The 22,376-nt window shown below is 59.6% G+C and carries 20 protein-coding genes; 10 read left to right on the top strand and 10 right to left on the bottom strand.

Annotated features, from left to right (window positions below; translation table 11 throughout):
- Nucleotides 1–13: 13 nt before the first annotated feature.
- Both MW046_RS07425 and MW046_RS07420 read right to left on the bottom strand, forming a co-directional pair.
- Complete coding sequence (locus tag MW046_RS07425; RefSeq protein ID WP_247992498.1) at nucleotides 14–1,522, bottom strand: cobyric acid synthase; 1,509 nt, start codon at nucleotides 1,520–1,522, stop codon at nucleotides 14–16.
- A gap of 175 nt (nucleotides 1,523–1,697) precedes the next feature.
- Nucleotides 1,698–2,372, bottom strand: a complete 675-nt coding sequence (locus MW046_RS07420; protein WP_247992497.1) for a cob(I)yrinic acid a,c-diamide adenosyltransferase — start codon at nucleotides 2,370–2,372, stop codon at nucleotides 1,698–1,700.
- Nucleotides 2,373–2,449: 77 nt separating this feature from the next.
- Here MW046_RS07420 and MW046_RS07415 point away from each other — a divergent pair, with 77 nt between their 5' ends.
- On the top strand, nucleotides 2,450–3,424 hold the full coding sequence (locus tag MW046_RS07415; RefSeq protein WP_247994741.1) for an NAD-dependent epimerase/dehydratase family protein: 975 nt from the start codon (nucleotides 2,450–2,452) through the stop codon (nucleotides 3,422–3,424).
- Nucleotides 3,425–3,543: 119 nt separating this feature from the next.
- On the top strand, nucleotides 3,544–4,287 hold the full coding sequence (locus MW046_RS07410) for a DNA polymerase sliding clamp (RefSeq protein WP_247992496.1): 744 nt from the start codon (nucleotides 3,544–3,546) through the stop codon (nucleotides 4,285–4,287).
- Between the two features lie 120 nt (nucleotides 4,288–4,407).
- Here the strand turns inward: MW046_RS07410 and MW046_RS07405 are convergent, their stop codons facing one another.
- Nucleotides 4,408–4,569, bottom strand: a complete 162-nt coding sequence (locus MW046_RS07405) for a hypothetical protein (protein ID WP_247992495.1) — start codon at nucleotides 4,567–4,569, stop codon at nucleotides 4,408–4,410.
- Between the two features lie 609 nt (nucleotides 4,570–5,178).
- Here MW046_RS07405 and MW046_RS07400 point away from each other — a divergent pair.
- Genes MW046_RS07400 through msrA form a run of 3 tightly spaced genes read left to right on the top strand, consistent with a single transcriptional unit; the run spans nucleotide 5,179 to nucleotide 7,437 of the window.
- Complete coding sequence (locus tag MW046_RS07400) at nucleotides 5,179–5,961, top strand: cupin domain-containing protein (protein ID WP_247992494.1); 783 nt, start codon at nucleotides 5,179–5,181, stop codon at nucleotides 5,959–5,961.
- A 58-nt stretch (nucleotides 5,962–6,019) separates the two neighbouring features.
- Nucleotides 6,020–6,865 carry an aldo/keto reductase gene (locus MW046_RS07395; protein ID WP_247992493.1) on the top strand — a complete coding sequence of 282 codons (846 nt, stop codon included), beginning with the start codon at nucleotides 6,020–6,022 and terminating at the stop codon, nucleotides 6,863–6,865.
- Nucleotides 6,866–6,909: 44 nt separating this feature from the next.
- A complete protein-coding gene (msrA, locus tag MW046_RS07390; RefSeq protein ID WP_247992492.1) occupies nucleotides 6,910–7,437 on the top strand; it encodes a peptide-methionine (S)-S-oxide reductase MsrA in 528 nt (175 codons plus the stop codon).
- Between the two features lie 256 nt (nucleotides 7,438–7,693).
- On the opposite strand, the gene ilvA is transcribed toward msrA, so the two are convergent.
- Nucleotides 7,694–8,908, bottom strand: coding sequence for a threonine ammonia-lyase (ilvA, locus tag MW046_RS07385; RefSeq protein WP_247992491.1), 1,215 nt, complete (start codon nucleotides 8,906–8,908; stop codon nucleotides 7,694–7,696).
- A gap of 160 nt (nucleotides 8,909–9,068) precedes the next feature.
- On the opposite strand from ilvA, the gene MW046_RS07380 reads away from it, so the two are divergent.
- Complete coding sequence (locus MW046_RS07380) at nucleotides 9,069–10,883, top strand: ArnT family glycosyltransferase (protein ID WP_247992490.1); 1,815 nt, start codon at nucleotides 9,069–9,071, stop codon at nucleotides 10,881–10,883.
- Here MW046_RS07380 and MW046_RS07375 read toward each other — a convergent pair.
- The 3 genes from MW046_RS07375 to MW046_RS07365 form a co-directional block, all read right to left on the bottom strand.
- Nucleotides 10,847–12,073 (bottom strand): AI-2E family transporter, encoded by a 1,227-nt coding sequence (locus MW046_RS07375; RefSeq protein ID WP_247992489.1) that lies wholly within the window; start codon nucleotides 12,071–12,073, stop codon nucleotides 10,847–10,849. The genes MW046_RS07380 and MW046_RS07375 overlap by 37 nt on opposite strands.
- A 114-nt stretch (nucleotides 12,074–12,187) precedes the next feature.
- Nucleotides 12,188–13,426, bottom strand: a complete 1,239-nt coding sequence (locus MW046_RS07370; protein WP_247992488.1) for a mandelate racemase/muconate lactonizing enzyme family protein — start codon at nucleotides 13,424–13,426, stop codon at nucleotides 12,188–12,190.
- A 31-nt stretch (nucleotides 13,427–13,457) separates the two neighbouring features.
- Nucleotides 13,458–14,378, bottom strand: a complete 921-nt coding sequence (locus tag MW046_RS07365) for a dihydrodipicolinate synthase family protein (protein WP_247992487.1) — start codon at nucleotides 14,376–14,378, stop codon at nucleotides 13,458–13,460.
- 96 nt (nucleotides 14,379–14,474) lie between these two features.
- Between MW046_RS07365 and MW046_RS07360 the strand changes: the two genes are divergently transcribed.
- On the top strand, nucleotides 14,475–15,530 hold the full coding sequence (locus MW046_RS07360) for a glucose 1-dehydrogenase (protein ID WP_247994740.1): 1,056 nt from the start codon (nucleotides 14,475–14,477) through the stop codon (nucleotides 15,528–15,530).
- Between the two features lie 514 nt (nucleotides 15,531–16,044).
- Complete coding sequence (locus MW046_RS07355; protein ID WP_247992486.1) at nucleotides 16,045–16,695, top strand: hypothetical protein; 651 nt, start codon at nucleotides 16,045–16,047, stop codon at nucleotides 16,693–16,695.
- Nucleotides 16,696–16,758: 63 nt separating this feature from the next.
- Here the strand turns inward: MW046_RS07355 and MW046_RS07350 are convergent, their stop codons facing one another.
- Entirely contained in the window at nucleotides 16,759–17,007 is a 249-nt protein-coding gene (locus MW046_RS07350; RefSeq protein WP_247992485.1) for a DUF8142 family protein, read from the bottom strand.
- Between the two features lie 143 nt (nucleotides 17,008–17,150).
- On the opposite strand from MW046_RS07350, the gene MW046_RS07345 reads away from it, so the two are divergent.
- A complete protein-coding gene (locus MW046_RS07345) occupies nucleotides 17,151–19,481 on the top strand; it encodes a heavy metal translocating P-type ATPase (RefSeq protein WP_247992484.1) in 2,331 nt (776 codons plus the stop codon).
- On the opposite strand, the gene MW046_RS07340 is transcribed toward MW046_RS07345, so the two are convergent.
- Entirely contained in the window at nucleotides 19,478–19,765 is a 288-nt protein-coding gene (locus MW046_RS07340) for a GYD domain-containing protein (RefSeq protein ID WP_247992483.1), read from the bottom strand. The two genes, MW046_RS07345 and MW046_RS07340, sit on opposite strands and share 4 nt — an antisense overlap.
- A gap of 119 nt (nucleotides 19,766–19,884) precedes the next feature.
- Here MW046_RS07340 and MW046_RS07335 point away from each other — a divergent pair, with 119 nt between their 5' ends.
- Nucleotides 19,885–20,322 carry a bifunctional nuclease family protein gene (locus MW046_RS07335; RefSeq protein ID WP_247992482.1) on the top strand — a complete coding sequence of 146 codons (438 nt, stop codon included), beginning with the start codon at nucleotides 19,885–19,887 and terminating at the stop codon, nucleotides 20,320–20,322.
- Nucleotides 20,323–20,356: 34 nt separating this feature from the next.
- On the opposite strand, the gene MW046_RS07330 is transcribed toward MW046_RS07335, so the two are convergent.
- A complete protein-coding gene (locus tag MW046_RS07330; RefSeq protein WP_247992481.1) occupies nucleotides 20,357–22,219 on the bottom strand; it encodes a PINc/VapC family ATPase in 1,863 nt (620 codons plus the stop codon).
- Nucleotides 22,220–22,376 lie beyond the last annotated feature (157 nt).

Below are 22,376 nucleotides of genomic sequence, written 5' to 3'. Positions count from 1 at the left end.
TGCCGTTCCACCCTCAGGTAGGAAGGCCGAGCGGTTCGAGATCGACGTGCTCGCGGATGAGATCTGCTGCCCGGTCGTAAGCCGCCTCCAGATCTACTCTTCTCGCCGATTCATCGGCTTCGGGCCGAACGAGTCCGGCGTGGGCGAACACGCTGTCGAGAAACGCCTCCCGTACCGGCCGGTTCTCGAACAGTCCGTGCACGTACGTTCCAAGCACCCGATCGGTCGCTGCTCCTGTTCCGTCGAACGGCTGATCGACGGGGGAAAGCAGCTTCGTCTCTCCCATGTGGATCTCGTACCCGGTGACAGTCCCGGTGGCTCCGTCGAGCGGGCCACAGCCGTGGATCGTCCGACTCACTGGCTCGACGTGTTTCTCGGTCGAAAAGCGTGTTTCGGTGGGAAGCACCCCGACACCTTCGACCACGTCGACGGAACCGGTCGCTTCGACCGCGGCGTTCGTGAGCCGCTCGCCGAGTAGCTGATATCCGCCACAAATCCCGACGATCGGCCCATCGAACGCGCGCAGCGACGCGTCGAACCCGTTCGACCGGAGCGCGAGACAGTCATCGACTGTATTTTTGGTCCCCGGAACGACGACCGCGTCGGCATCTGTGAGCTGTTTGCCCGCCGAGAGCGGAAGGTACATCACCCGAACGCCCGGTGTGCGCTCTAACGGTGTAAGGTCGGTGAAGTTCGAGATCCGTGGGAGGCGGGGAACGGCGATCGTGACCGATTCCGTCTCCGGGACGCCGTCGTCACCCCCGATCGTAGCGCGCTCGGTTTCTGGGGGTAAGGCCACGCTGTCCTCCTCGGGAAGCCCCGGATCGTCGTAGGGAAGCACGCCGAGAACGGGAACTCCCGTTCGTCGTTCGAACGCTTCGATACCGGGGGTGAGCAGCGAGCGATCCCCACGGAACTTCGTGATAAGACAGCCAACGACACGTGCTCGAAGATCGTCGGGCAACAGCGACAGCGTTCCGAGGAGACTTCCGAAGACGCCACCGCGTTCGATATCCCCGACGAGCAGGATGTCGGCGTCCGCGAACCGAGCGGTTTCGACGTTCGCGAGATCACGGTGATGGAGGTTGATCTCCGCGATCGATCCCGCTCCTTCCGCGATAACGTACTCGTACTCTTCAGCCAACCGTTCCCACGACGCTCGTGCCATCGAACGAGCACGGTCCCAGTGCTCGGCGTAATACTCGCGCGCCTCATAATGACCGACTGCCTGTCCGTTGATCACTACCTGCGAATCACCGTCTCCGCGTGGCTTTAACAACACGGGATTCACGTCAGTCGTCGGGTGTACGTCGCCTGCGCGCGCTTGAATATACTGAGAAACGCCGATCTCTCCCGTCTCTCCCGACGGTGTCGGGACTACACGGGCATTGTTCGACATGTTTTGGGCTTTGTACGGAGCGACAGGGGTGTCGAGGGATGCGAACAGGCGACAAAGCCCTGCCACGACAGTCGTTTTTCCGACGTGGCTCGCTGTTCCCGCGACGAGGAGCGTGTGAGTCATGGGGTTGAGCGTGTGTCGCTCCGTACCCTAGCCGGGCGCGAGAGGAACAAAGGGAGCGTGCGCCGCCTTGTCCTCCACCGCAATTCGTTAACGCTGCCACAATTAATGTTTCGTTTTCTATCCAATCGTTATGTGTAGTATATAAATTTGGGACTGTATTATACAAATTTATTTATTAGTATTCAGTTCCTTGTCTGGATCTTTGTCCTGAATCAAATGGGTGGATGTCTTTATCGACGTGGGTGATCAGGTCCGCGTGGGCTTCGAGGAACTCGGGTCGCTCGTGGCCACCGGTGAGCACGAGCTCGAGATCGTCGGGTTTGGTTTCGATGAGATCTACTACGTCTGTTGGCGGGATGAGCCCTCGTTCTGTGGCGTACAGCAGTTCGTCGAGCACGAGCATGTGGACGCCCTGTTCCGGTGGAGCGTCGAGTTCGAGCGGTTCGGTGAGGTTGGCTTCGTGGATCGCCTCGATCAGCTGCGTTGCGCGTTCGTAGCCAGCGATGGCCTTTTTCTCGTGATCGTGGTCATCGGTACCGTCGTTCAGCGCGTGCCAGCCGTAATGGCCGAGGTTTTCGTAGCTAAACCCCGGCAGTGTTGCGATAGCGTTGTACTCGCCACGAACGGACTCGACGCTGGACGCGCCGCCTTTCATGAACTGGAGAAGGTGAACTCGGTAGCCGTGGCCGACGGCGCGCAGTCCCATCCCGAGCGCGGCAGTCGTTTTGCCTTTTCCATCTCCCCACCACGCTTGAACGAACCCGAACGCCTCGGGACTCCCGGCTTCGATCGGCTGTGCCGTCGGTGTTTTTCCTTTCCCAGGGGTGTGTGACGCTGGATCGTCGGCCATGGTCGTAGTCAGTAGTGATCAAAGAAATGTGTACCGCACACCAGTACATCCATTGGATGGGCGGTAATACGGAGAACATGGACACAGCCCTCATCATCGGTGGGACGCGATTCATCGGTCGGCACACTGTCCGTGAGTTTCGGAACCACGGATACGATGTTGCGATCTTCAACCGGGGACGCCACGACAGTTCGTTTGCTCGGGATGACGTCGTTCACGTCACCGGCGATCGGATGGACGACGACGCGCTCGACCGCGCACGCAGACAGATCGATCCCGATGTCGTTGCCGACTGTGTGGCCTATCATCCCGCAAACGTTCAGTCCGCGACGGAGATCTTCGCCGACACCGACGCGTACGTGTACGTTTCCAGCGGCGCGGCCTACGGAACGGAAGTGATCCCAAAACGGGAAGAAGAAACCCCTTTGTGTGCGTGCAGCCCCGAACAGGCGACTGACGACTCCTGGGAAACGTACGGTCCGCGGAAGGCAGACGGGGATCGGGCCGTCTTTGCCGCTGGCGACCGGGGCGTCCGTGCGATGAGCGTCCGGCCGCCGATCGTGTACGGTCCACACGACTACACCGACCGCTTTGCGTACTGGATCGATCGGGTCCATGCGTACGACCGCATCATCGTTCCCCACAGCGCACTGCGTCATCTCGTGTACGTAGGCGATGTGGCCAGCGCCATCAGAACGATCGCCGAACGCGGCGATGCTGGTACCGCGTACAACGTTGGAACCCACACGCTCCCTGTGCTCACGGAGTGGATCGAACTGATCGCTGACGCGCTCGGGACGAGCGCAGAACCGATCGAAATGAGCGAGCGCGAACTCGCCACTACCCCCCTCGATCCCTCTGATTTCCCGCTGTATCGCGACTACCCTCACGTTCTCGACACTCACAAACTCGAATCGATCGGCTGGGAGGCGACACCGATTCCAGAGACGGTCACAACCACTGTCGATCACGTTGTCTCCACTGTACAGACGGTCGAACGAGGTCCCGACCGAGCCGAGGAGCGCAGTGTACTCGAAACGATCTCTTCCTAACGTGGACTGGTCTGGGTAGCCCCCGGGTGAGGTGGATCGTTGACTGTCGGGACGTCGGTCAGCCACCCTGAATTGGATGAATGAATCGTTTTTTAACCCGTCGAGGAGAATCGCCATCCATGTTCACGGCTATCGTGAGTTCGGGGACGCTGTTGGCAGCACTCGACTCGGTGAGCGTGTTGGTTGATGAGTGTAAGATCCGACTCGACGAGGAGGGCGCTACCATTCGGGCGGTCGATCCCGCCAACGCTGGGATGGTAAACCTCCGGCTCGATACGAGTGCGTTCGAATCCTACGAGACGGATGGAGAGACGATCGGGGTCAACCTCACCCGACTCGAGGACATCGCTGGCATGGCCAACGCGGATGATCTGATCCACTTGGAACTCGATGAGACGACGCGAAAGCTTCACATCCAGATCGATGGACTGGAGTACACGCTGGCGCTCATCGATCCCGACTCCATCCGACAGGAGCCAGATCTTCCAGACCTCGATCTGTCTGCTACGATCGGCATCGAAGGACGGGACATCGACCGGGCGGTAACAGCCGCCGATATGGTGTCCGACCACATCGCGCTCGGCGTTGACGCCGATGAGGAGTACTTCTATGTCGATGCGGAAGGCGACACTGACGACGTGCATTTCGAACTCGACCGTGATGAACTCATCATGCTCTCTGCCGGGGACGCCCACTCGTTGTTCAGCCTCGATTACCTCAAAGAGATGAACAAGGCGATCCCGAACGACGCCGAAGTGAGCGTCGAGCTCGGCGAGGAGTTCCCTGTCAATCTCCATTTCGATATCGCTGCCGGAGACGGGTCTGTCACCTTCGTGCTCGCGCCCCGCATCCAAGGCAATTGAAGACGCTGTCGTAGGATTACGGCAGCAAACGGCGATTGAACTCACGGTCTCACGGTGTTTGGGGCCTGCGAGAACGAGTATAACAGCTGTGCCTACGGATCGATAACGCTCTTCCGGCGATCACCAGCGCCCGAGAATGTTGGTGCTACCACATTCGGGGCAGCGCATGAGATCACCGAGTGGGGGTACCTGGGCGGAGTTCCATTCTCCACCATCGTGTGGGGCTTCAAAGCCGCAGTTGAGACATCGCGGCATCCCTTTCAGCATGGGTTCCTCCACCATGTTTTCCTATACCACAGCAATCGTCATAATCGTTTCCACCGCTCATGGCCGAATCCGATACCCGACCGGACGATAGGATCGAACCGGCGGGAAGCGATCATTTATTTTGAATATGCTCCGACCAATCGACGCGTTCGATCGCGTAGCCCCCACACTCGGGACAAACCTGGTATTGAAGTGAAAACCGACGATCGCAGCTCTGACAGGCGTAGGGACCCTGATCGTGCTCTTTGTCAAAAAAAGCATCACTGATCCGGTTGATAACGCTCATAGTGGATCCCCTTGATCCGATCACGTGATAGTTCGTTTACTGTAAATACTATCCCGATGACCGTACCTAACGATAGGAATGGTGGTGGTATAAGCCTTCTGCCGAGCGACTCGCAGCCAATCCGGAGGAATCTGGTGGTATTCGTTGTCAACACCCGCCATGTGATGCGTTCAAGGCCCTCGATGAACTCTCCAAGCCGCATCGGGAAATCGACGGGATACTGTTGAATCCAACGACAATGACCGCGACGGCTCTGTTGGACCCGGAGCTGTTACCGCTCGTAAACCGATTCATTGATACGATGAATGGTCAACAGGACGTGTACGGGACTCAGACCGATGACAGTGCCATCGTCGGAATCGGACTCGCTGCTCACGGATCGTGGACGAGCACTGTGCGATCGCCTCACCGAGGAGCTGTACACCACGGACGACAGTCCGTACGCGGAGTGGAAGCAGCTCACGGCGCTCCACGGGTTCGGATGGAGCGTCGGCTCGGGCAACCGGGTTGCTGGGCGGCTGCCGGCTCGGTTGGACGGTGAGCCGATCGTTCGTGGACCTCACGACTACGTCCTCAAGATCGAATTCGACGTGAACCCCGACACTCCTCGCACGGAGATGGGAAACTGGGTCGAAGCGATGATCTGGGAACAGGCCGAAGAACGGGGTGTATCGGGGCTGTTCGCGCCCGTTATCGATCACGCCGAAGACTATCGGTGGCTCGTGATGGAGGAGGTCGAAACGATCGGTTATGATTACCCGGAGAGAGCAGTGGATCACTCCCAGACGCGCCAACAGGAGGAGTACGAACGCCGCGTTTCGACGTTCGAGAAACGACTCGACGACGCTGGATTAGGACTCGGACTCGATGGAGCGGGACAGATCGGCGTTTCGCGGTCGGGATCCATCGTAGCACTCGATTATGAACACGTCACCGACGAGAGCGACGTCGATCAGCCCGCGTGGATCGGCAGCTACAACCGCTACCGAGGGGAGCGTCTCACCGCCGAGGACGTCGCCCAACTCGGGAGCCGACGAGAGCGGTTGCGACGGATCACGACCGGGGCCAACGGATCGGTCACGGGATACGAAATCCGAGCGCGACTCAACGAGTGGCGGTGAACCTGTCGTTCGATTCGACGTCACAACCTCTTACTTCGAGTCCGTCGTTGTTCAGGGTATGGCTGATACCACTCCAACGACGTTCGACATCGGTGGGGAACTGACTGTCAACCGGCTCGGTTTCGGTGCGATGCGACTCACCGGGGAGGCGATCATCGGGCCGCCAACGGACGAAAACGCCGCCAAGGCGGTGCTTCGGCGCGCGATCGATCTCGGCATCGACCTCATCGATACGGCTGATTCGTATGGGCCGGGCGTGAGTGAGCGGCTCATCCGCGAGACGCTCCATCCCTTCCCCGAGGAGCTTGTGATCGCCACGAAGGGCGGTCTCCTCCGGAACCGAGACGGCGACTGGCGTCCCTGTGGTGATCCGGACTACCTCCGAAACGCGGTGTTGTGTAGCCGTGACCGTCTCGGCGTCGAGACGATCGACCTGTATCAGTACCACCGACCGGATCCGGAGGTACCTTTTGAGGATTCGATCACGGCACTCGCTGAACTACGCGATGACGGCGTGATCGACCATCTCGGATTGAGCAACGTCACTGTCGAACAGATCGACCGAGCGAGAGACATCACGGAGATCGCAACCGTCCAAAACAAGTACAACGTTACGACGCGCGACGACGAAGACGTACTCGAAGCCTGTGAGGAGGCGGACATCGGATTCATTCCGTGGGCACCCATGGACGCTGGATCGATCGGCGAGAACGCCGACGCGCTCCGAACGGTGGCCGATGAACACGACGCGACACCACAACAGATCGCGCTCGCGTGGTTACTCCATCATTCGCCGGTGATCCTTCCGATCCCCGGCACTGCGAGCGTCGATCATCTCGAAGAGAACGTTGCCGCTGCGGAGATCGATCTGACGGACGCACAACTGCGACAGTTGCGTGAGTGACACCCGCGCGCCACATACATACCGTTCGGTGCCGTACGTGAAGTATGACCGACGATGCAACGTTCGGTGGCGGCTGTTTTTGGTGTACTGAGGCCGCGATGAAAGTCCTTGACGGCGTCGAGTCGGTCACGTCGGGTTACGCCGGCGGACACGTGGACGATCCCACCTACGAGGCAGTCTGTTCCGGCGAGACTGGCCACGCCGAGGTCGTACAGGTCGAATACGATCCGAGCGTACGGTCGTATGACGAGCTGCTTGAGGCGTTCTTTCGGACGCACGATCCGACCCAGCGCAACCGGCAGGGACCGGATGTCGGCACCCAGTATCGATCGATCGTACTGTATCACGACGAACAACAGCGGACGACGGCGTCGGCGTACATCGATGCGCTCGACGCCGAGTACGACGACGACGTAGTGACCGAACTGGAACCACTCGAACAGTTCTGGCCGGCTGAAGAGTACCATCAGGACTATTTCGAGAAGAATCCCACCGACGCCTACTGTCAGGCGCACGCACAGCCGAAAGTGGAGAAAGTCAGACGACAGTTCGAGACGAACGTACAACACTGATCGTTCCGTTTTCGATCCGTCCCCCGTTGTCTGCGGACGAGCGTGGTGTTTCGAGAGATAAATACCCTGCACAGGTCCGGAGATCGGCTCGGGCGCGCCCACGGTGTGACTGATCCGGTGTGCATTGACCATGCAGACGGGCCAGCCGTTCGGGACCAAGGGGATCGTCCGGGGCGTACAGGGCGTTTGTACGTGGGAGTGACAGCCTGATAACTATCATGGCCAACCTCTCGAAACCGCGATGGTCGATCACCGCTCACGCCATACGTTCGACCGGATAGCCTCGGTCTTCGATGGCCTCGATGATGTTTTGCGCGTGTCCAGTGCCGTTGGTGGTGATCTGGAACACGAGATACGCCTCTCCCACGTGGAGATCGTCGACCGCCCGGTCGTGGCGCACGGATCTGATGTTCGCACCGAGGTTTCCGATGACCGAGGACAGCTCCCCCATCTTCCCCGGCTGGTCGTCGATCCGCACGCGAAACCGGAGGAGCTGTGACCGGTCGGTCAGCGCGTGGGTGAGCACCGTCTGGAGCAGGGAGATGTCGATGTTGCCCCCGCCCAGCACCGGAACGACGGTCTCATCGGCCACGTCGAGATCGTCCGAGAGCAGCGCTGCTACCGAGGCCGCTGCGGCCCCTTCGACGAGCTGCTTGGTCCGTTCGAGGAGGATGAGCGTGGCGTTTGCGATCTGTTCGTCATCGACGAGCACGATCTCATCGACGTGGGCCTTGATGAGCGACAGCGTCAGTTCTGATACCCCACCGGTTGCGATCCCGTCGGCGATCGTTTGAGGATGGTCGATGTCGACCGGTATTCCCTTATCGAGACTCTCAGGAACGGTGGCCGCTTCCTCGGCTTGGACACCGACGACACGGATGTCCGGATCGAGCGTCTTCAGTGCCGTTGCGACCCCTCCGATCAGTCCACCCCCACCGATCGGCACGATGACAGTGTCGACCGTTGCAAGCGCCTCGTGGATCTCCAGCCCGAGCGTTCCTTGGCCAGCGACGATAGCCGGATCGTCGTAGGCGTGGATGAACGCCGCATCGGCTTCCTCGGTGAGGGTCTGAGCGTGTTCCAGTGCTGCCTGGAAATCCCGACCTTCGAGCGCCACTTCTGCCCCGTATCCTCGTGTGGCGTTGATCTTCGTCTGGGGCGCGTTTTCGGGCATCACGATCGTGGAATCCAGTCCGACCGTCGTCGCTGCCAGTGCGACACCTTGGGCGTGATTGCCGGCGCTCGCCGCGACCACTCCGTCGTAACTGTCGGCGATCTGTACGAGCTTGTTGTACGCGCCGCGCGTTTTGAACGATCCCGTCCGTTGGAGATGTTCCATCTTCAGATGGACATCCGCCCCGGACTGCTCGCTCAACGAACGGCTCCGGTCGAGGGGCGTCTCACGAACGACCGACTCATCACGACACCGTTTGCGGGCTGCACGAACGTCAGAGAGCGTCACTGTCGGCATGGGAGTAGCACACGAAACACACTGCCGTCCACTAACAAATATTGCTCGAAACGAAACGCATTGCCTGTATCTCAAACGATGAATCGAACTCGGTGCGGACAGAATACCGATGATTGATACGTCTGCTCGTCACGTTTCAATCTGTGGTCGATACAGACGTATGCTACAGTCGCTCCGTGAGCTGTTGATCCGCGCGAAACGTCGGGTTGTCGATGATATTCAGTCGGATCCGTATCTCCCATACATTTTGGGGGTGGCAGTGGTTTTAGCCGGATTCTGGTTTTGGCACCGCGTTCCGAACTTCGCTACTCGGGACGAACGCGATCGGATCTTTGACGTGTTGGTGGCGTACGGCACGTTTCTCAGCGATCCCGGTATCGAGTCGCTTCAGGATGGTATCAGGTGGGGTCGGGCTCCGTTCGGGGCGACGTTTTATCTGTACGCTGTCGTTCTCCTACCGGTCGTGGTGGTGGCGATACTCGTCGGTGGTCCCGACACGATCACGGCGTTCGAATACCCCGATCCGACGTTCGGTTTCTGGCGGGTCTGGAACGGGACCCCCGAATGGTTTTGGACGTTAGTGTTGGCCGTCGTTCGGCTGACATCGGTCGCTTTAGCGGTCGGATCGGTGTATCTCACCTACCGGATCGGAACGGTGCTCTCCGATCGACGGGCTGGTCACCTGTCGGCGACAGTGTTGACGATCACGTACGGCTTTCTCGTCGTCGCTCACGAGGGCGGCGAAGACATGCCTGCGCTGTTTTTCGTGTTGCTCGCGCTCTATCTCGCGCTCCGATACGTGGAACGCGGTGACGCTGTGTCGTTTCTGGCCGGCTGTGTGTCCGGTGGAGTCGCTCTCGCGTTCAAGTTCACGGCTGCACCGGTCGTTCCCATTCTCGGTATCGCGTACGTTCTTCGGGCGCGTCACGTGAACGACTGGAGCGTGCTCGCACGGCTGGGGCTGCTTGTGAGCGGCGCGGCGTTGGGAGCGGTGACGGTGATCGCTGGCTTCCCGACTGTACTCGTTTCGGGCGTCGATCCGCTCATCAACCGGCTGCTTCACGGGGCGTCAGTGGGGCCACAGCGCTACTACGGACCGGACGCGCCGATCTGGTGGTGGTATCTTCGGAACTATCTCAACGGTCTCGGCGTGCCGTTGTTCCTTGCCGGTGTCGGCAGTGTCGCGGCTGGCGTCTTCCGTCTGCGCGGGCGATCGATACAATCTAACGCCACCATCCTCGTACTGTTCGGACTCGGTGCGTATCTCCTGTTGTTCTCCTCGTGGCACGATCTCCGCGTTCATCACCTGCTCCCGACGTTTCCGCTGCTGGCGGTCCTGATCGGAGCGATGCTCTCTTGTCTGTCCGATCGGTCTCCGAGGCTCGCTCGCCCCGTAATCGCCGTTCTCCTCGTGACTGGCGGTGCGTACGGTGTCGTCGGTGATCTCGGGTACGCTACCCAGCCCAGAGACGAGGCGACAGCGTGGGTAGAACAGAACGCACCGGAGAACGCGACGATGGAAACGTACCGCCTCGATATGCAGGACGTGGCCGTCCCGCACGGCATGACGATCCACCATCCTATCGCTGCAAATCACCCCCTTAACGCCAGAGAAAGCCGGTGTCCGACGTACATCCAACTGGGCTATCGGGACTTATTTTATCTCAACTCTGAAACGTTTCTACGGAACGATCCAGCGCGAAAACAGTACGTTCGCGCGTTGCTCTCGAACGACCCGAACTACGAGATCGTCGCTGAATTCGGTCCACGGCCGGATAACTACGTGGCACAACCCTCCGATCCGGGATCGGTGATGGACGCACTCTACAGCGGCGTGGTACCTCAAAATCCTCAGTACGGTGACGAGCAGGAGGTCGGTCCCGACCAGTACACCGTCATTTTGCGACGGACTGAGCCGTGTCTCATTCGGGATGGATATCAGTCGTCGGATTCGTCGGATGAATCGGGCGTCTGATCGGTGTCCGTGGATTCCTCCTCGGATTCGGGCTGGTCGTCTGTCGTCGGGTCCGGTTGTTCTGGGTTGGGAATGGGATCTCTTCCGACGGCAGACGGAGAGAGCGGTTCCCCGTGGATGAGTTCTGGTAGCACGATTCGGGCGAGATGAACGATCAACACGAGAATGAGCGGACCGAAAAACAGCCCGTACCAGCCGAACATGAGTGGGCCGAGGATGTAGGCGAACAACACCAGTCCGACGTGGAGGTTTCGCCCGGAGATGTACGGTCGGAGTATCAGCTCCGTGAGTCCATCGAGGAGAAGCACCGAGACAAGCAAGAACACGACCGGAAACCACAGGAGTCGGAGTTCGGTCGCCCCCGCAACGACGCCGAGGTATACTGCGACGGGGACGTAGACGATTTTCATGCCGATCACGGGGATCAAACTCGCCGCACCGGTTAACAGGCCGAGTAGCGTCGGGGAGGGGATCGCTCCACCGGATGGGGCGATGAGGTTGAGCGCGTTGTACGCGAACAGCGCCGTCACGGCGACTACGAACGCGTTCAGGATGTTACCGAAAAAGACGATCTTCAGATCCTGATCGACGGCCCGACCGTATGCGATCAACGTATCGTCGTTTCGTCCGAGTGCGGATTGAACCCATCCGGCGAGCTTGTGGTCGTCCCGAAGGAGATAAAACGCGACGGCAAGCGCGATGAACGCCTTGAACAGTCCGGAAGCGATCATTTCGAGATACATCCCGACCGATCCGAGAAGCTGATCGATCGTTCCGATCGAAACGATCTCCTTGAGCCGTTGGGGGTTGTTAGCGATGAGAGTGATCACGTCTTGTGGTGAGTGTACCGGTGGGAAATTGAGATACGGTGACAACAGGTCACGGTACGGTCCGATATCCGGCGCAACCCCGACGAACTGACTGATCGCAACTGCGATGGTGTAGCCGACCAACACGAGCACCGGTAGCGAGATCGTCAGCAGTGCGATCGTTACCCCGATGTTTGGGTATGGGATCCGATCGGCGAACTGCTCGTAGATCGGTCGAGTTGCGTAGTAGATGAACACCCCGAGTACGAACGCACCGAGATAGGTGAGGATGATGTGGGCGAGAATCGCGCCTAGTAAGAGTGTGAAACCCCACCACGCCAACCGAGATCGTCGCTCGATGCACAGTGGTCGATAATCCATACGTCTACTTACTTCGAATAATACAAATTCCTTCCGGCCTGATACGGCTGCCGTCTCCGATTGAGAAACGATGTGATTCGATAAGTGTCTGAGTAGTGTCTGTATGACTCGAAGTTATTCCTCGTCGAACATCGTTTCGCCTTCGACGAGATGGTCCTCAACAACGTCGAGATCGAGCGTCACGCCGAGACCGGGCCGTTCGTTGAGTTCGATCTCACCGTTCTCGATCACAGTTTCCTCGACCATCTCCGACCACCACGGGAGTTCATACGAGTGGTACTCGATGGCGAGTGCGTTCGGGATGGCCGTGCCGACGTGTGCAGCGGCCATCGTCGCAACCGGTGAGGCGACGTTGTGCAGGGCGATCGGGACGTAGTACGTGTCGGCCAGATCCGCGATCTTCCGCGTTTCCCGCATTCCACCGACCTTAGGGAGGTCCGGCGCGAGGATGTCGACTGCCTGCTCTTCAATGAGCCGGCGTTGTCCGTGCTTTCGGTAGACGTTTTCTCCAGCAGTGATCGGAACTGTCGTGTCCTGTGTCACGGTTCGTTGGACGTCGTGGTTCTCGGGTGGGACCGGATCTTCGAGCCACCACACGTCACAGTCCTCGATGGCGCGCGCAAGCCGCTTGGCGCTTCCTGCCGAAAACGACCAGTGACAATCGAAGGCAACGTCCGCTCGGTCACCCACACGTTCGGTGACCGTCCGAACGATCTCGGCTTTATGCTCGATTTCTGGATCGCTGAGATGCCGATTGGCGCGGTCTTTTTCGTTGCCACTCGGAACGTCGAGATCGAACTTCAATGCGTCGTACCCTAGCTCTTCGACTACGCGTTCTGCTTCTTGGGCACAGGACTCCGGCTCGGATTCATCTCCTGCGTGACAGTCACAGTACACTCGAACCGCGTCTCGGTATTTCCCGCCCAATAGCTGGTAAGCGGGCAGGTCTACCACTTTACCGGCGAGATCATGGAGCGCAATCTCGATACCGGAGATCGCCGTCACTGTCACGCCGGCGATCGATCCTTCGCCGGACATCTTCTGAACCAGATGCTCGTACAGTCGGTCGATGTCCAACGGATTCTCACCGATCAGAAACGGTTTCATTCGCTCGATCAGCTCGGGGACGCCCGCTCCCCAGTACGCTTCGCCCGTCCCAACGATCCCCGCATCGGTGTAAACACGCACGAGCGTCCACGGGAAATTGCCGTCGACCATCGCTGTCTGCACGTCGGTTATCTCCACGTCGCGCGATCCACCGCGCGAACGCGTTACGCCCATCGTTTCCGCCGACAGATCCCGCATCGTATACTCCGCATTTGGATCTCGGAGCGCGTCGTACTTACGACCCATATTCCCCGTTCACTCGTACCGTAGTAAATGATTAGCGGTTCAGGAGTTCTAGCCGCTCTAGCTCCTCGGCCAGTGCCGTCTCCTCGTCGTCGCTCATCCGGTGGAGCGGGCTACGCAGCGGGCCGCTGTCGAAACCGCGAAGCGAGAGCGCGCTTTTGACGCCAGCGAGATACGGTCCGCGTTTGAACGCCCGCCGAACTTCGTACACGGTTTTTTGGATCGCCTGCGCTCGCTCCTCATCACCGTCGTCGTAGGCGTCGTACAACTCGACGACGAGTTCCGGGAAGGCGTTCGCCACGGCGCTGACGAGACCGCAACAGCCCAGATCAAGCCCCGGAACGAGCAGGGAATCCGATCCGGCGAAGAAGCTCGCATTCGGCGCGTCGGCGACGACTTGACCGAGCAACGGTACGTCTTTGCTTGAATCTTTCAAGCCTGCGATCCCATCGAGTTTGGCGATCTCGACGAGTGTCTCCCGCGATAGGGCGTTTCCAGTTTTGCTCGGAATGTGGTAGACGTACACCGGCAGTGACGTCGACTGTGCCACCCGTCGGTAATGTTCGACGGCTCCGTCGTCGTCGATCGGATAGTAGTAAGGCGTGACGACGACCAGCCCGTCTGCACCCGCGTTTGCAGCTCGTTTTACGTGATCGATAGTCTCGTACGTGCTCGGTGCACCAACCCCCGCGATCACTGGGACCTCTCCATCGATCTCGGTGGCGACTGCTTCGATCACCCGCGTGCGTTCTTCGGGCGTCAACAGGGTGAACTCCCCGTTGGTACCGAGCGGAAAGACGCCGTGTACGCCACGATCGACGACGAATCGAGCGTGCGCAGCTGTCGTTTCAAGGTCGACCGATTCGTCCGCGGAAAACGCCGTTATCGTCGGTGGAATGACACCCTGAAGCGAGAGTGGGTCGTTCGCTCCGGGCGTCGGTGCGTGTGCTGACATCGTGTGTTCCCTCTCTGGGAAGGCATGTAAGCCCTCCCGTCTTCACACAAAGCTTTAACTCGAAATAGAATAAGTATTTTCAAGGTGGACGGACAGATGGATGCCATTGCAGTGTACGACGACGGGGATGATCCCGAGTTGATCGACGTTCCGCGGCCGACGCCGGCGTCGGGTGAGGTGCTCGTACGCGTGTCACGCGTCGGGATCGACGGAACGGATCACGAGGTCATTGCCGGTGAGCACGGTGTCTCACCCGACGACGATGACTATCTCGTGTTGGGACACGAAGCGGTTGGCGTGATCGAGGATGCGAACGGGACTGCGTTCACAGAGGGTGAGGTGGTCGTACCGATGGTTCGACGCCCACCGGGGACCGAAAACGAATATTTCCAGCGCGACGAGCCGGACATGGCACCGGCAGGGCAGTATCACGAACGGGGTATCGTCGGCGCACACGGGTATCTGTGTGAGTATTTCACGAGTCAGCCGGAGTATCTCGTCTCGGTTCCGGAATCGGTGGCGCAGTACGGGTTTTTGATCGAGCCGGTGAGCATCGCGGAGAAGGCCCTCGAACACGCGATCGCCTCGCGGGCTGCGTTCGAGTGGACTCCCGAGAGCGCGCTCGTGTTGGGTAACGGCTCGCTCGGACTGTTGACGCTTGCTATGTTAGACCGGAGGGGGTTCGATCGCACGTACTGCCTCGGTCGACGGGACCGGCCCGACCCGACGATCGACATTATCGAGTCGCTCGGCGCGACGTACGTCGACTCCCGCGACACGCCCCTCAGCCGCGTTTCAGCCGCGTATGAGCCGATGGATCTGGTGTTTGAGGCAACGGGCCACGCGCCCCACGCCTTCGAGACCGTCGAGGCCCTCGCACCCAACGGTGTGGGCGCGCTCGTTGGCGTTCCCGGTTCCCATCAGTTCGAGATCGACGGTGGAACCCTCCACGAGGAACTCGTGTTACACAACAAGGCGCTCGTCGGAACCGTCAACTCCGGTCGGCCACACTTCGAGCGCGCCGTCGAAACGCTTGATTCGCTTCCGGAGTGGCTCCTCGACGACCTCGTGACCGACGTGGTCGGCGTCGATACCTTCGAACGGGCCTTCTCCGACGACGATCACACCATCAAAACGGCTGTTGAGTTCTAGCCACTTTTTTTGCGTTCGGGTGGCCTCCGGCCACCGCTCACGCAAAAAACCTGGACTAAAAAAGGCCGCGAGCGAAGCTCGCGGTGACTACACCTGCATCTCCCGCCTCCGCGACCGTCCCCGCTCCGCCTCCGCGACCGCTCCGCGATCGTGAACGATGTGCTCGTGGAAGTGACCCCTCGGTGTTGCACAAGCTCAACTGGCGGACTGATAAATAATATGAGTTAATGACGTACTGGTAACACCTACTGTCGGTGCCTCAGTGTCATCCTAAGAGCACCTACTGACGAACGAGTTGTCCGTGTGACACGACATTATTCATTACATCAGTACCTTTATGTGTGATAGAGCAGGGAACGATAGATGAGAACGCTTGCGTGCGCCGCGGGGCGTGTGCGTTCGTATATGAACGCGCCGGGTGAGGAAGGCACCCGACGCAGGGTTCTCACGACAGAGAAACCCATGACTGGGAACGAAGCAGAGACATGTAACGGTGTCGAATCGTATCAGAAACGTGACCAGCCACCTTTTTTCCGCTCGGGTGGCTGCGCCACCCTCACGCAAAAAACGTGGGCGAAAAAAGGCCGCTCACTTCGTTCGCGGGGGGAAGAAGATGACGCTACCGGTGTTTCAGTTCTGGAATCGGCTGGGCGAGTCGGTAAACCTCTCAACGGTCGATGATCGATCGACGATCTCGAAAGCGGAGCTGTACTACGTCGTGGATGTAGGGCAAGGCGTCTGGTGCAGGCCCTGTCGGAGTACGGGCTGTCCCCATGCGACGCAGATCGAGGAGATACTAGCGACGGCCGGGCTTGGTCGGTCACAAATGGACTACGACGATCTGCCCGGCATTACGAACGTCACGCGCTACAACGCGGCAGAGGAGCTGGTCGTCGCTGGCTGGTTCGAGAACGGTGGTCGGGTGCGCTACCACGAGCAGCGCGATGGGACCGTCGCCCAGTCGGTGTTCACACCCGAAAACGATCGAGAGCCTGCCGAGGTAACCGAACAGTCCGAGGCGAAGAGTGCGCCTGCCGCGTTGGTCGCAACGCTGGCGGGGTACTATCACTATCGACAGCGTGGGGATCTCGATGGACTACGGGCCTGTTACCCCGACGTAGCTCGTATTGTGGACAAAGCTCCAGTCGTCCACGCTGACGGTTGAGAATAACAGAGTCGACGGTCGCGGAAGCGGTCGCTGAGCGGTGCGGACAGGTCACTCACCTTTTTACTCCCCGTCGGGGGTGTCGCCGTTCTGTACCGTATGTGATCCTGTCCGGTCCTCCATGAACCCGCCACGGAACGCGAGCCACCCGAGCACCGACATGAACAAGATGGGAGGGAGGATCATGATCGCCCACAGTAGGTTCAGTCCCCACTGTAACAGAAAGACGACGCACATGAGCCCTAACGCCAAAAACGGAACGATGGCGAGCAACGCTCGTTTCCCCGAGATCCCTCGCTCGTTGTCATCCATACTGTTGATCTGACGAGGACGGACAAAAACACCCCGCTCACAGCATATTATTAATCTATGCCCTACACATTAATAGGGATTATTTCTAAAACCGGGGTTCATAACAGGTGAATTAATAACTCTACGTCGATTTTCAGTAGATAATGACTGATGGAGCGATGGATGACAGCGCCTCCTCCAGCGAGATGGAAAACGAGGCGGATGGCGTAGGGCAGTTTCACGTGCCGGACATGGACTGTCCATCGTGTGCCCAAACGGTCGGGTCCGCACTCGACGACGTGCCGTCGGTAGCGGAGTACGAACTCCGTCCGACAACCGGGCAGGTCTCTGTTACTTTCGACGGATCACCGTCGCCGGAGTCGGCCGTTAGCGCGATCGAGCGCGCAGGGTACACTGTCAACGATACTAGCCAAGATCTTCGGAGTGAGCCTGTTTGGCGCAGCTCTCGAGCAATCAAAACCGGCATCAGTGCCGTGCTCGCTGCGATCGCGCTCATCGGGTTCGTCGTTCCAGCGTTCGACACGACGTTGGTAGCCGTTGCTGGACAGTCGTTTTCCGTCTCTGACGTGCTGTTTCTCGGGTCGGTCGCGGTCGGTGGTGAGGTCATCCTGTCTGGCGGCTACCGATCGCTTCGGACGGTGTCGTTGGATATGGATCTCCTGATGAGCACTGCTATCCTCGGTGCACTGCTCATCACGGTGCTTACACCTCGTGAGCTGTACATCGAGGCGGCGTCGTTGGCAGTGCTCTTCAACGTCGCGGAGCTGCTCGAACGCCACTCCGTCGACCGAGCGCGCAACTCGTTGGCCGAGCTGCTCGAACTGTCGCCGGAAACCGCAGTCGTCGATCGTACTGATCGAGCTGCCGGTCCAGACGAGCCGACCGAGGTTCCTGTCGAAGCGGTCGATGTGGGCGAGACGGTGATCGTCGAGCCGGGCGAGAAGATTCCACTAGACGGTGTGGTCGTGGCGGGAGAAAGCGCTGTCGATCAATCGCCCGTCACGGGCGAAAGCGTTCCCGTCGACAAAACCGACGGCGACACCGTGTACGCGGGGACGGTGAACACCAACGGCTATCTCGAATTCGAAACGACGGCGACGAGCGAGGACTCGACGATCACGCGCGTCATCGATCTGGTCGAGAGCGCACAGGAGCGCCAAACTGACCACGAGCAGTTCATCGAACGGTTTGCGGGCTATTACACCCCAGTCGTGGTTATCGCGGCGCTGCTGGTCAGTGCGGTGCCCCCGCTGGTGTTCGGACACGCAACGGTGCCATGGCTCGTTCGGGGGATCGAACTGCTGGTGATCGCCTGTCCGTGTGCATTCGTGATCAGCACGCCCGTGACGGTCGTCTCGGGGTTGACGAGCGCGGCGAACAACGGTGTGCTCGTGAAAGGTGGCGATCATCTCGAAGCGATGGGTGACGTCGATGTGGTCGCGTTCGACAAGACGGGGACGCTCACGGAAGGCGAACTGGAGGTGACGGACGTGGTGCCCTTCAACGGACACACGGAGTCGGACGTGCTTCGCTGTGCACGAGGGGTCGAACGGCGCAGCGAACACCCGATCGCCACCGCTATCACGGCGCACGCTGCGACCGAACCCGCCGGCACCGATCATGGTGAGGGAATCGCAGCGTTCGAAACGCTCACGGGGCGGGGTGTCCGCGCCGATATCGGCGGCCATACCCATTATGCGGGCGCACCGACGCTGTTCGAGGATCTCGGCTTCGATCTCGAACGCATTCGAGCCATCGATGCCGACGCGCTCCCCGAGCAACTTCAGGACGAACGGGCTGGAGGGGTCGCCATCGAGGATATCGTTGCACATCTCCAATCGGACGGAAAAACAGTCGTTCTCGTCGGTACAGCCGAGCAATCTACGGTAGACGGACAGACCAGTGATGGCGAACTGGAGGGACTCCTCGCTGTCGCGGACACCGTCCGTCCCGGTGCTGCCGAAACCGTCCAGACGCTTTCCGAACGCGGACTCCGAACCATCATGCTCACCGGCGACAACGAGGGCACCGCGCGCGCCGTGGCCGAAACGATCGGCGTCGACGACTACCGCGCGGGGCTGCTCCCCGAGGAGAAAGTCGACGCGGTCGAAGCGCTCGGCGCTACCGACAGTGTCGCAATGATCGGCGATGGGATCAACGACGCGCCCGCGCTTGCGACGGCCGATGTAGGTATCGCAATGGGGGCAGCCGGCTCCGACACCGCCATCGAAACCGCCGACATCGCGTTGCTCGGTGACGACATCGAACGGCTGCCGTATCTCGCGGCGCTCGCCGACCGCGGCAGTAGCGTCATCAAACAGAACGTTTACGCGAGCCTCGCCGTGAAAGCGGTGCTCGCGGTGCTCATCCCCGTGCTGTTCATCCCCGTCTACCTCGTCATTCTCCTCGGAGACGTCGGAATGACGCTGCTCGTCACCGGTAACGCGATGCGGCTGTCGCGGCTCACCGCCTAAATGTCCTCAACGAGCTGCCCGAACTCGTCGGTCGGGACGATCTCCATCGTCTGCATATCTAGTCCCCGGCGCTCGATGATGAGCGAAATCCGAAACGCGTGATTGCGATCTTCTGCCTCGAACAACACCAGAAAATCGTACTCGCCGAGGATCGCGTACGATTCGAGCAGATGACCACCGTGGTCGTTGATCTCGTTACGGAGGTCACCCCAGACCGTCGCCAGCGACTGAACGTTCTGGATGCGGGCTTCGTTCACCGTGACCAACGACATGTACACGCCCATACTGTGATTATTGTTAACAAATATTAAAACAGTTCCGGCGATCGGTGGTCACTCATCCAAACCGTCTTACCGGGCGGATATCGGGTTAGCTTTTCATAGTTCCTTGCTGAATGTATGGTATGGTACAGACCGCCACCGTTCATGGGGTCGGTGTGAGCATGTCCGACGAGGGTCAGGAGGTCCCCGTGGTGTTACTCGATGCAAACGAGCAGATCGTTCCGATCTACATCAGCCCGGATCAGGCGCGATCGATACAGCTCGCTCTCAACGGTGAGTCGTTCGACCGACCGCTGACCCAGGATCTTCTCGTCGAGATGGTGACGGAGTTCGGTGCCGCCATCGACAACATCTGTATCGACGATCTCGCTGGACAGACGTTCTACGCGAAAATACACACCGAACAGTACCGTGATGGTGAACGACGAACGCGAACGTTCGATGCCCGGCCAAGCGACGGTATCGCCATCGCGCTGCGCGTGGACTGTCCGATCGAACTCGAAGACAGCGTGATCGAAGAAGCCGGACAACCGCCCTCTTCCTACGAATCCTCGATGTGAACCGTGCAGAATCTCTCGTTCGTTTTCGAGGTCGTTATGAAGACGACACGGTGATCTCACGCCGATCGTCGATGGCGCGTTCGAGTTCTTCTGCGATGGCGCTGCCGCGTGAGACCTGCACTTCACCGCCACGGCTCACCGTCGCAGTGAACAGATATTCCCCGTCGGCGTTGACTTCGACTGTCTCCCCGGCGTACTCTTCGAGCGGGATGACGATGTGGCGGGCGGTGATCTCGGGGATGACGATGTCGCCGGTCCGTTGTGTCCCACCACTCCCTGCGTCTTGGCTGGGTCGCTCCTCGAACGACCGCACGTCGATGTCGATTCCGAGGCGGTTTTCGATCTGTGAGATGCGCCCTCCGCCTTTACCGATGACAGCAGAGATGTCGTCGTCCTCGACGTAGACGATGGCGCGGTTTTCCCCTTGGAGTTCGACTTGGACGTGACCCCGGGCAACGGACCGAATCTCGCGCTCGATCTCCTGTTTGGCGAGCTGGCCGACTCCTGATTCCCGGCTTTCGCCCTCCTCGATCGGTACCGTGACGACCTGTCGATTGAACGTGTACATCTCGTAAACGGGGCGTCCGGTTTCGTGATCGCGGACGACAATAACGGGACGGGCGAGATCCTCTTCCATCAGCCCTTCGGGCACTTTGACCTGCGTGGAGACGTCGTACATCGTCGCTATGTCGCCGGACTCGACGTACGCGACCGTATCGACGACTTGAGGAATCAATCCGAGTTCGACCCGACCGACGAGCCGTTGGAGCGCATCGATCGCTCGGGTCGCGTGAACGACACCGACCATTCCGACGCCCGCCAGCCGCATATCGGCGAACGTTTCGAAGTCACTGGTCTTTCTGACCTCGTCGTAGATGGTGTAGTCGGGACGGACCATCAACAGCGAATCCGCCGTCGCATCCATTCGGCCCCCGAGTTCGGTGTACTGGGTGATCTCGGGACCGACCTGTAGATCCCGTGGCTTTTCCATCGTTTTCACCGAGTAATCGCTTCCGGAAAGGAACTCGGCAACTGCTTGGGCCAAGGTCGATTTGCCCGCGCCGGGCGAGCCGGCGATCAACACGCCGCGCTGGCTGTCGAGCAGTCGCTCTTTCATCTCCTCGTCGTAGCTGTAGTCGTCGATCTCCGTTTTGACGAGCGGACGAACCGCCGTGATCTCCAGCCCATCGGAAAAGGGTGGTTGGGCCATCGCGATCCGGTAGTTTCGAAACTGCACGATGGTCATTCCCGGTTCCGAAAGCTCGATGAAACCGTCTTCGGAGCTTTGGGCGGCGTTTCGGATCTCGTTGGCGTGCTCGCGCAGCGCCTCGTCGTCGAGTTCCGTCTCGTCGACCGGTCCGTAGGACACTTCCGTCACGTCGCCACGCTTTGCCATCGGTCGGACGCCGGATTTCAGATGGACGCTGAGCGTCTCCGAATCGAAATACGATTCGATGGCGAGCGTTCCGATCGTCGTCTCGTACGGCTCGAGATAGAGCGTATCGATGTCTTTGGCTTTCGCCACCTCGCTTTGGACGAGATCACTCGTGACCAGCGTCGCGTCGTGTTCGGTGGCCATGTCACGGATGACCGCGTCGATCTCTCCTTGCTCGGCACGTTCGATCTCTTCGGGCGTCGCTCGTCGGCCGACGTAGGTGATCTCGAGATAGCCCTCATTTTCCAGTTCTACGAGCCGCTGTAGTTCCTCGATACCACGCCAGCCGACCGATCGACCGGCGTTTGCTTGCGATTCTAATTCACCGACGACCGCCTCTGGAACGTAGATGTGGACGCCAGTTAAGTCGACGTCGTCCTCGGTTTCGTCGGGGGACTCCGGGCTAACACGCTCGGACAGGCGGCCATCGATGACCACGCTCGTGTCCGGAACGACATTCATAGTTTCGCTACGGCCCCGCGGCGCTATAAGGGTGTCCACACGTTTTCTCACGAGCCGTATATTCTATACTTTCTAAGCCGAGGGAGACACTATTGTGCTGTCGACTGTTGGTGTCGACATGAACTGTTCGTTCCTGTTGACTGCACGCACGTCTGGG

This window comes from Halocatena salina, assembly GCF_023115355.1.
Taxonomy (GTDB): domain Archaea; phylum Halobacteriota; class Halobacteria; order Halobacteriales; family Haloarculaceae; genus Halocatena; species Halocatena salina.
This window is presented reverse-complemented; position numbering and strand designations above follow the sequence as displayed.

What these genes read in the sequence shown, in the direction of transcription:
- MW046_RS07370 (WP_247992488.1), bottom strand. Translation starts at nt 13,426, where the DNA reads ATGGGTCGTAAGTACGACGCGCTCCGAGATCCAAATGCGGAGTATACG.
- MW046_RS07360 (WP_247994740.1), top strand. Translation starts at nt 14,475, where the DNA reads ATGGATGCCATTGCAGTGTACGACGACGGGGATGATCCCGAGTTGATC.
- MW046_RS07405 (WP_247992495.1), bottom strand. Translation starts at nt 4,569, where the DNA reads ATGGTGGAGGAACCCATGCTGAAAGGGATGCCGCGATGTCTCAACTGC.
- MW046_RS07395 (WP_247992493.1), top strand. Translation starts at nt 6,020, where the DNA reads ATGGCTGATACCACTCCAACGACGTTCGACATCGGTGGGGAACTGACT.
- MW046_RS07410 (WP_247992496.1), top strand. Translation starts at nt 3,544, where the DNA reads ATGTTCACGGCTATCGTGAGTTCGGGGACGCTGTTGGCAGCACTCGAC.
- MW046_RS07425 (WP_247992498.1), bottom strand. Translation starts at nt 1,522, where the DNA reads ATGACTCACACGCTCCTCGTCGCGGGAACAGCGAGCCACGTCGGAAAA.
- MW046_RS07380 (WP_247992490.1), top strand. Translation starts at nt 9,069, where the DNA reads ATGCTACAGTCGCTCCGTGAGCTGTTGATCCGCGCGAAACGTCGGGTT.
- MW046_RS07335 (WP_247992482.1), top strand. Translation starts at nt 19,885, where the DNA reads ATGGTACAGACCGCCACCGTTCATGGGGTCGGTGTGAGCATGTCCGAC.
- msrA (WP_247992492.1), top strand. Translation starts at nt 6,910, where the DNA reads ATGACCGACGATGCAACGTTCGGTGGCGGCTGTTTTTGGTGTACTGAG.
- MW046_RS07400 (WP_247992494.1), top strand. Translation starts at nt 5,179, where the DNA reads ATGACAGTGCCATCGTCGGAATCGGACTCGCTGCTCACGGATCGTGGA.
- ilvA (WP_247992491.1), bottom strand. Translation starts at nt 8,908, where the DNA reads ATGCCGACAGTGACGCTCTCTGACGTTCGTGCAGCCCGCAAACGGTGT.
- MW046_RS07330 (WP_247992481.1), bottom strand. Translation starts at nt 22,219, where the DNA reads ATGAATGTCGTTCCGGACACGAGCGTGGTCATCGATGGCCGCCTGTCC.
- MW046_RS07375 (WP_247992489.1), bottom strand. Translation starts at nt 12,073, where the DNA reads ATGGATTATCGACCACTGTGCATCGAGCGACGATCTCGGTTGGCGTGG.
- MW046_RS07350 (WP_247992485.1), bottom strand. Translation starts at nt 17,007, where the DNA reads ATGGATGACAACGAGCGAGGGATCTCGGGGAAACGAGCGTTGCTCGCC.
- MW046_RS07345 (WP_247992484.1), top strand. Translation starts at nt 17,151, where the DNA reads ATGACTGATGGAGCGATGGATGACAGCGCCTCCTCCAGCGAGATGGAA.
- MW046_RS07415 (WP_247994741.1), top strand. Translation starts at nt 2,450, where the DNA reads ATGGACACAGCCCTCATCATCGGTGGGACGCGATTCATCGGTCGGCAC.
- MW046_RS07365 (WP_247992487.1), bottom strand. Translation starts at nt 14,378, where the DNA reads ATGTCAGCACACGCACCGACGCCCGGAGCGAACGACCCACTCTCGCTT.
- MW046_RS07420 (WP_247992497.1), bottom strand. Translation starts at nt 2,372, where the DNA reads ATGGCCGACGATCCAGCGTCACACACCCCTGGGAAAGGAAAAACACCG.
- MW046_RS07340 (WP_247992483.1), bottom strand. Translation starts at nt 19,765, where the DNA reads ATGGGCGTGTACATGTCGTTGGTCACGGTGAACGAAGCCCGCATCCAG.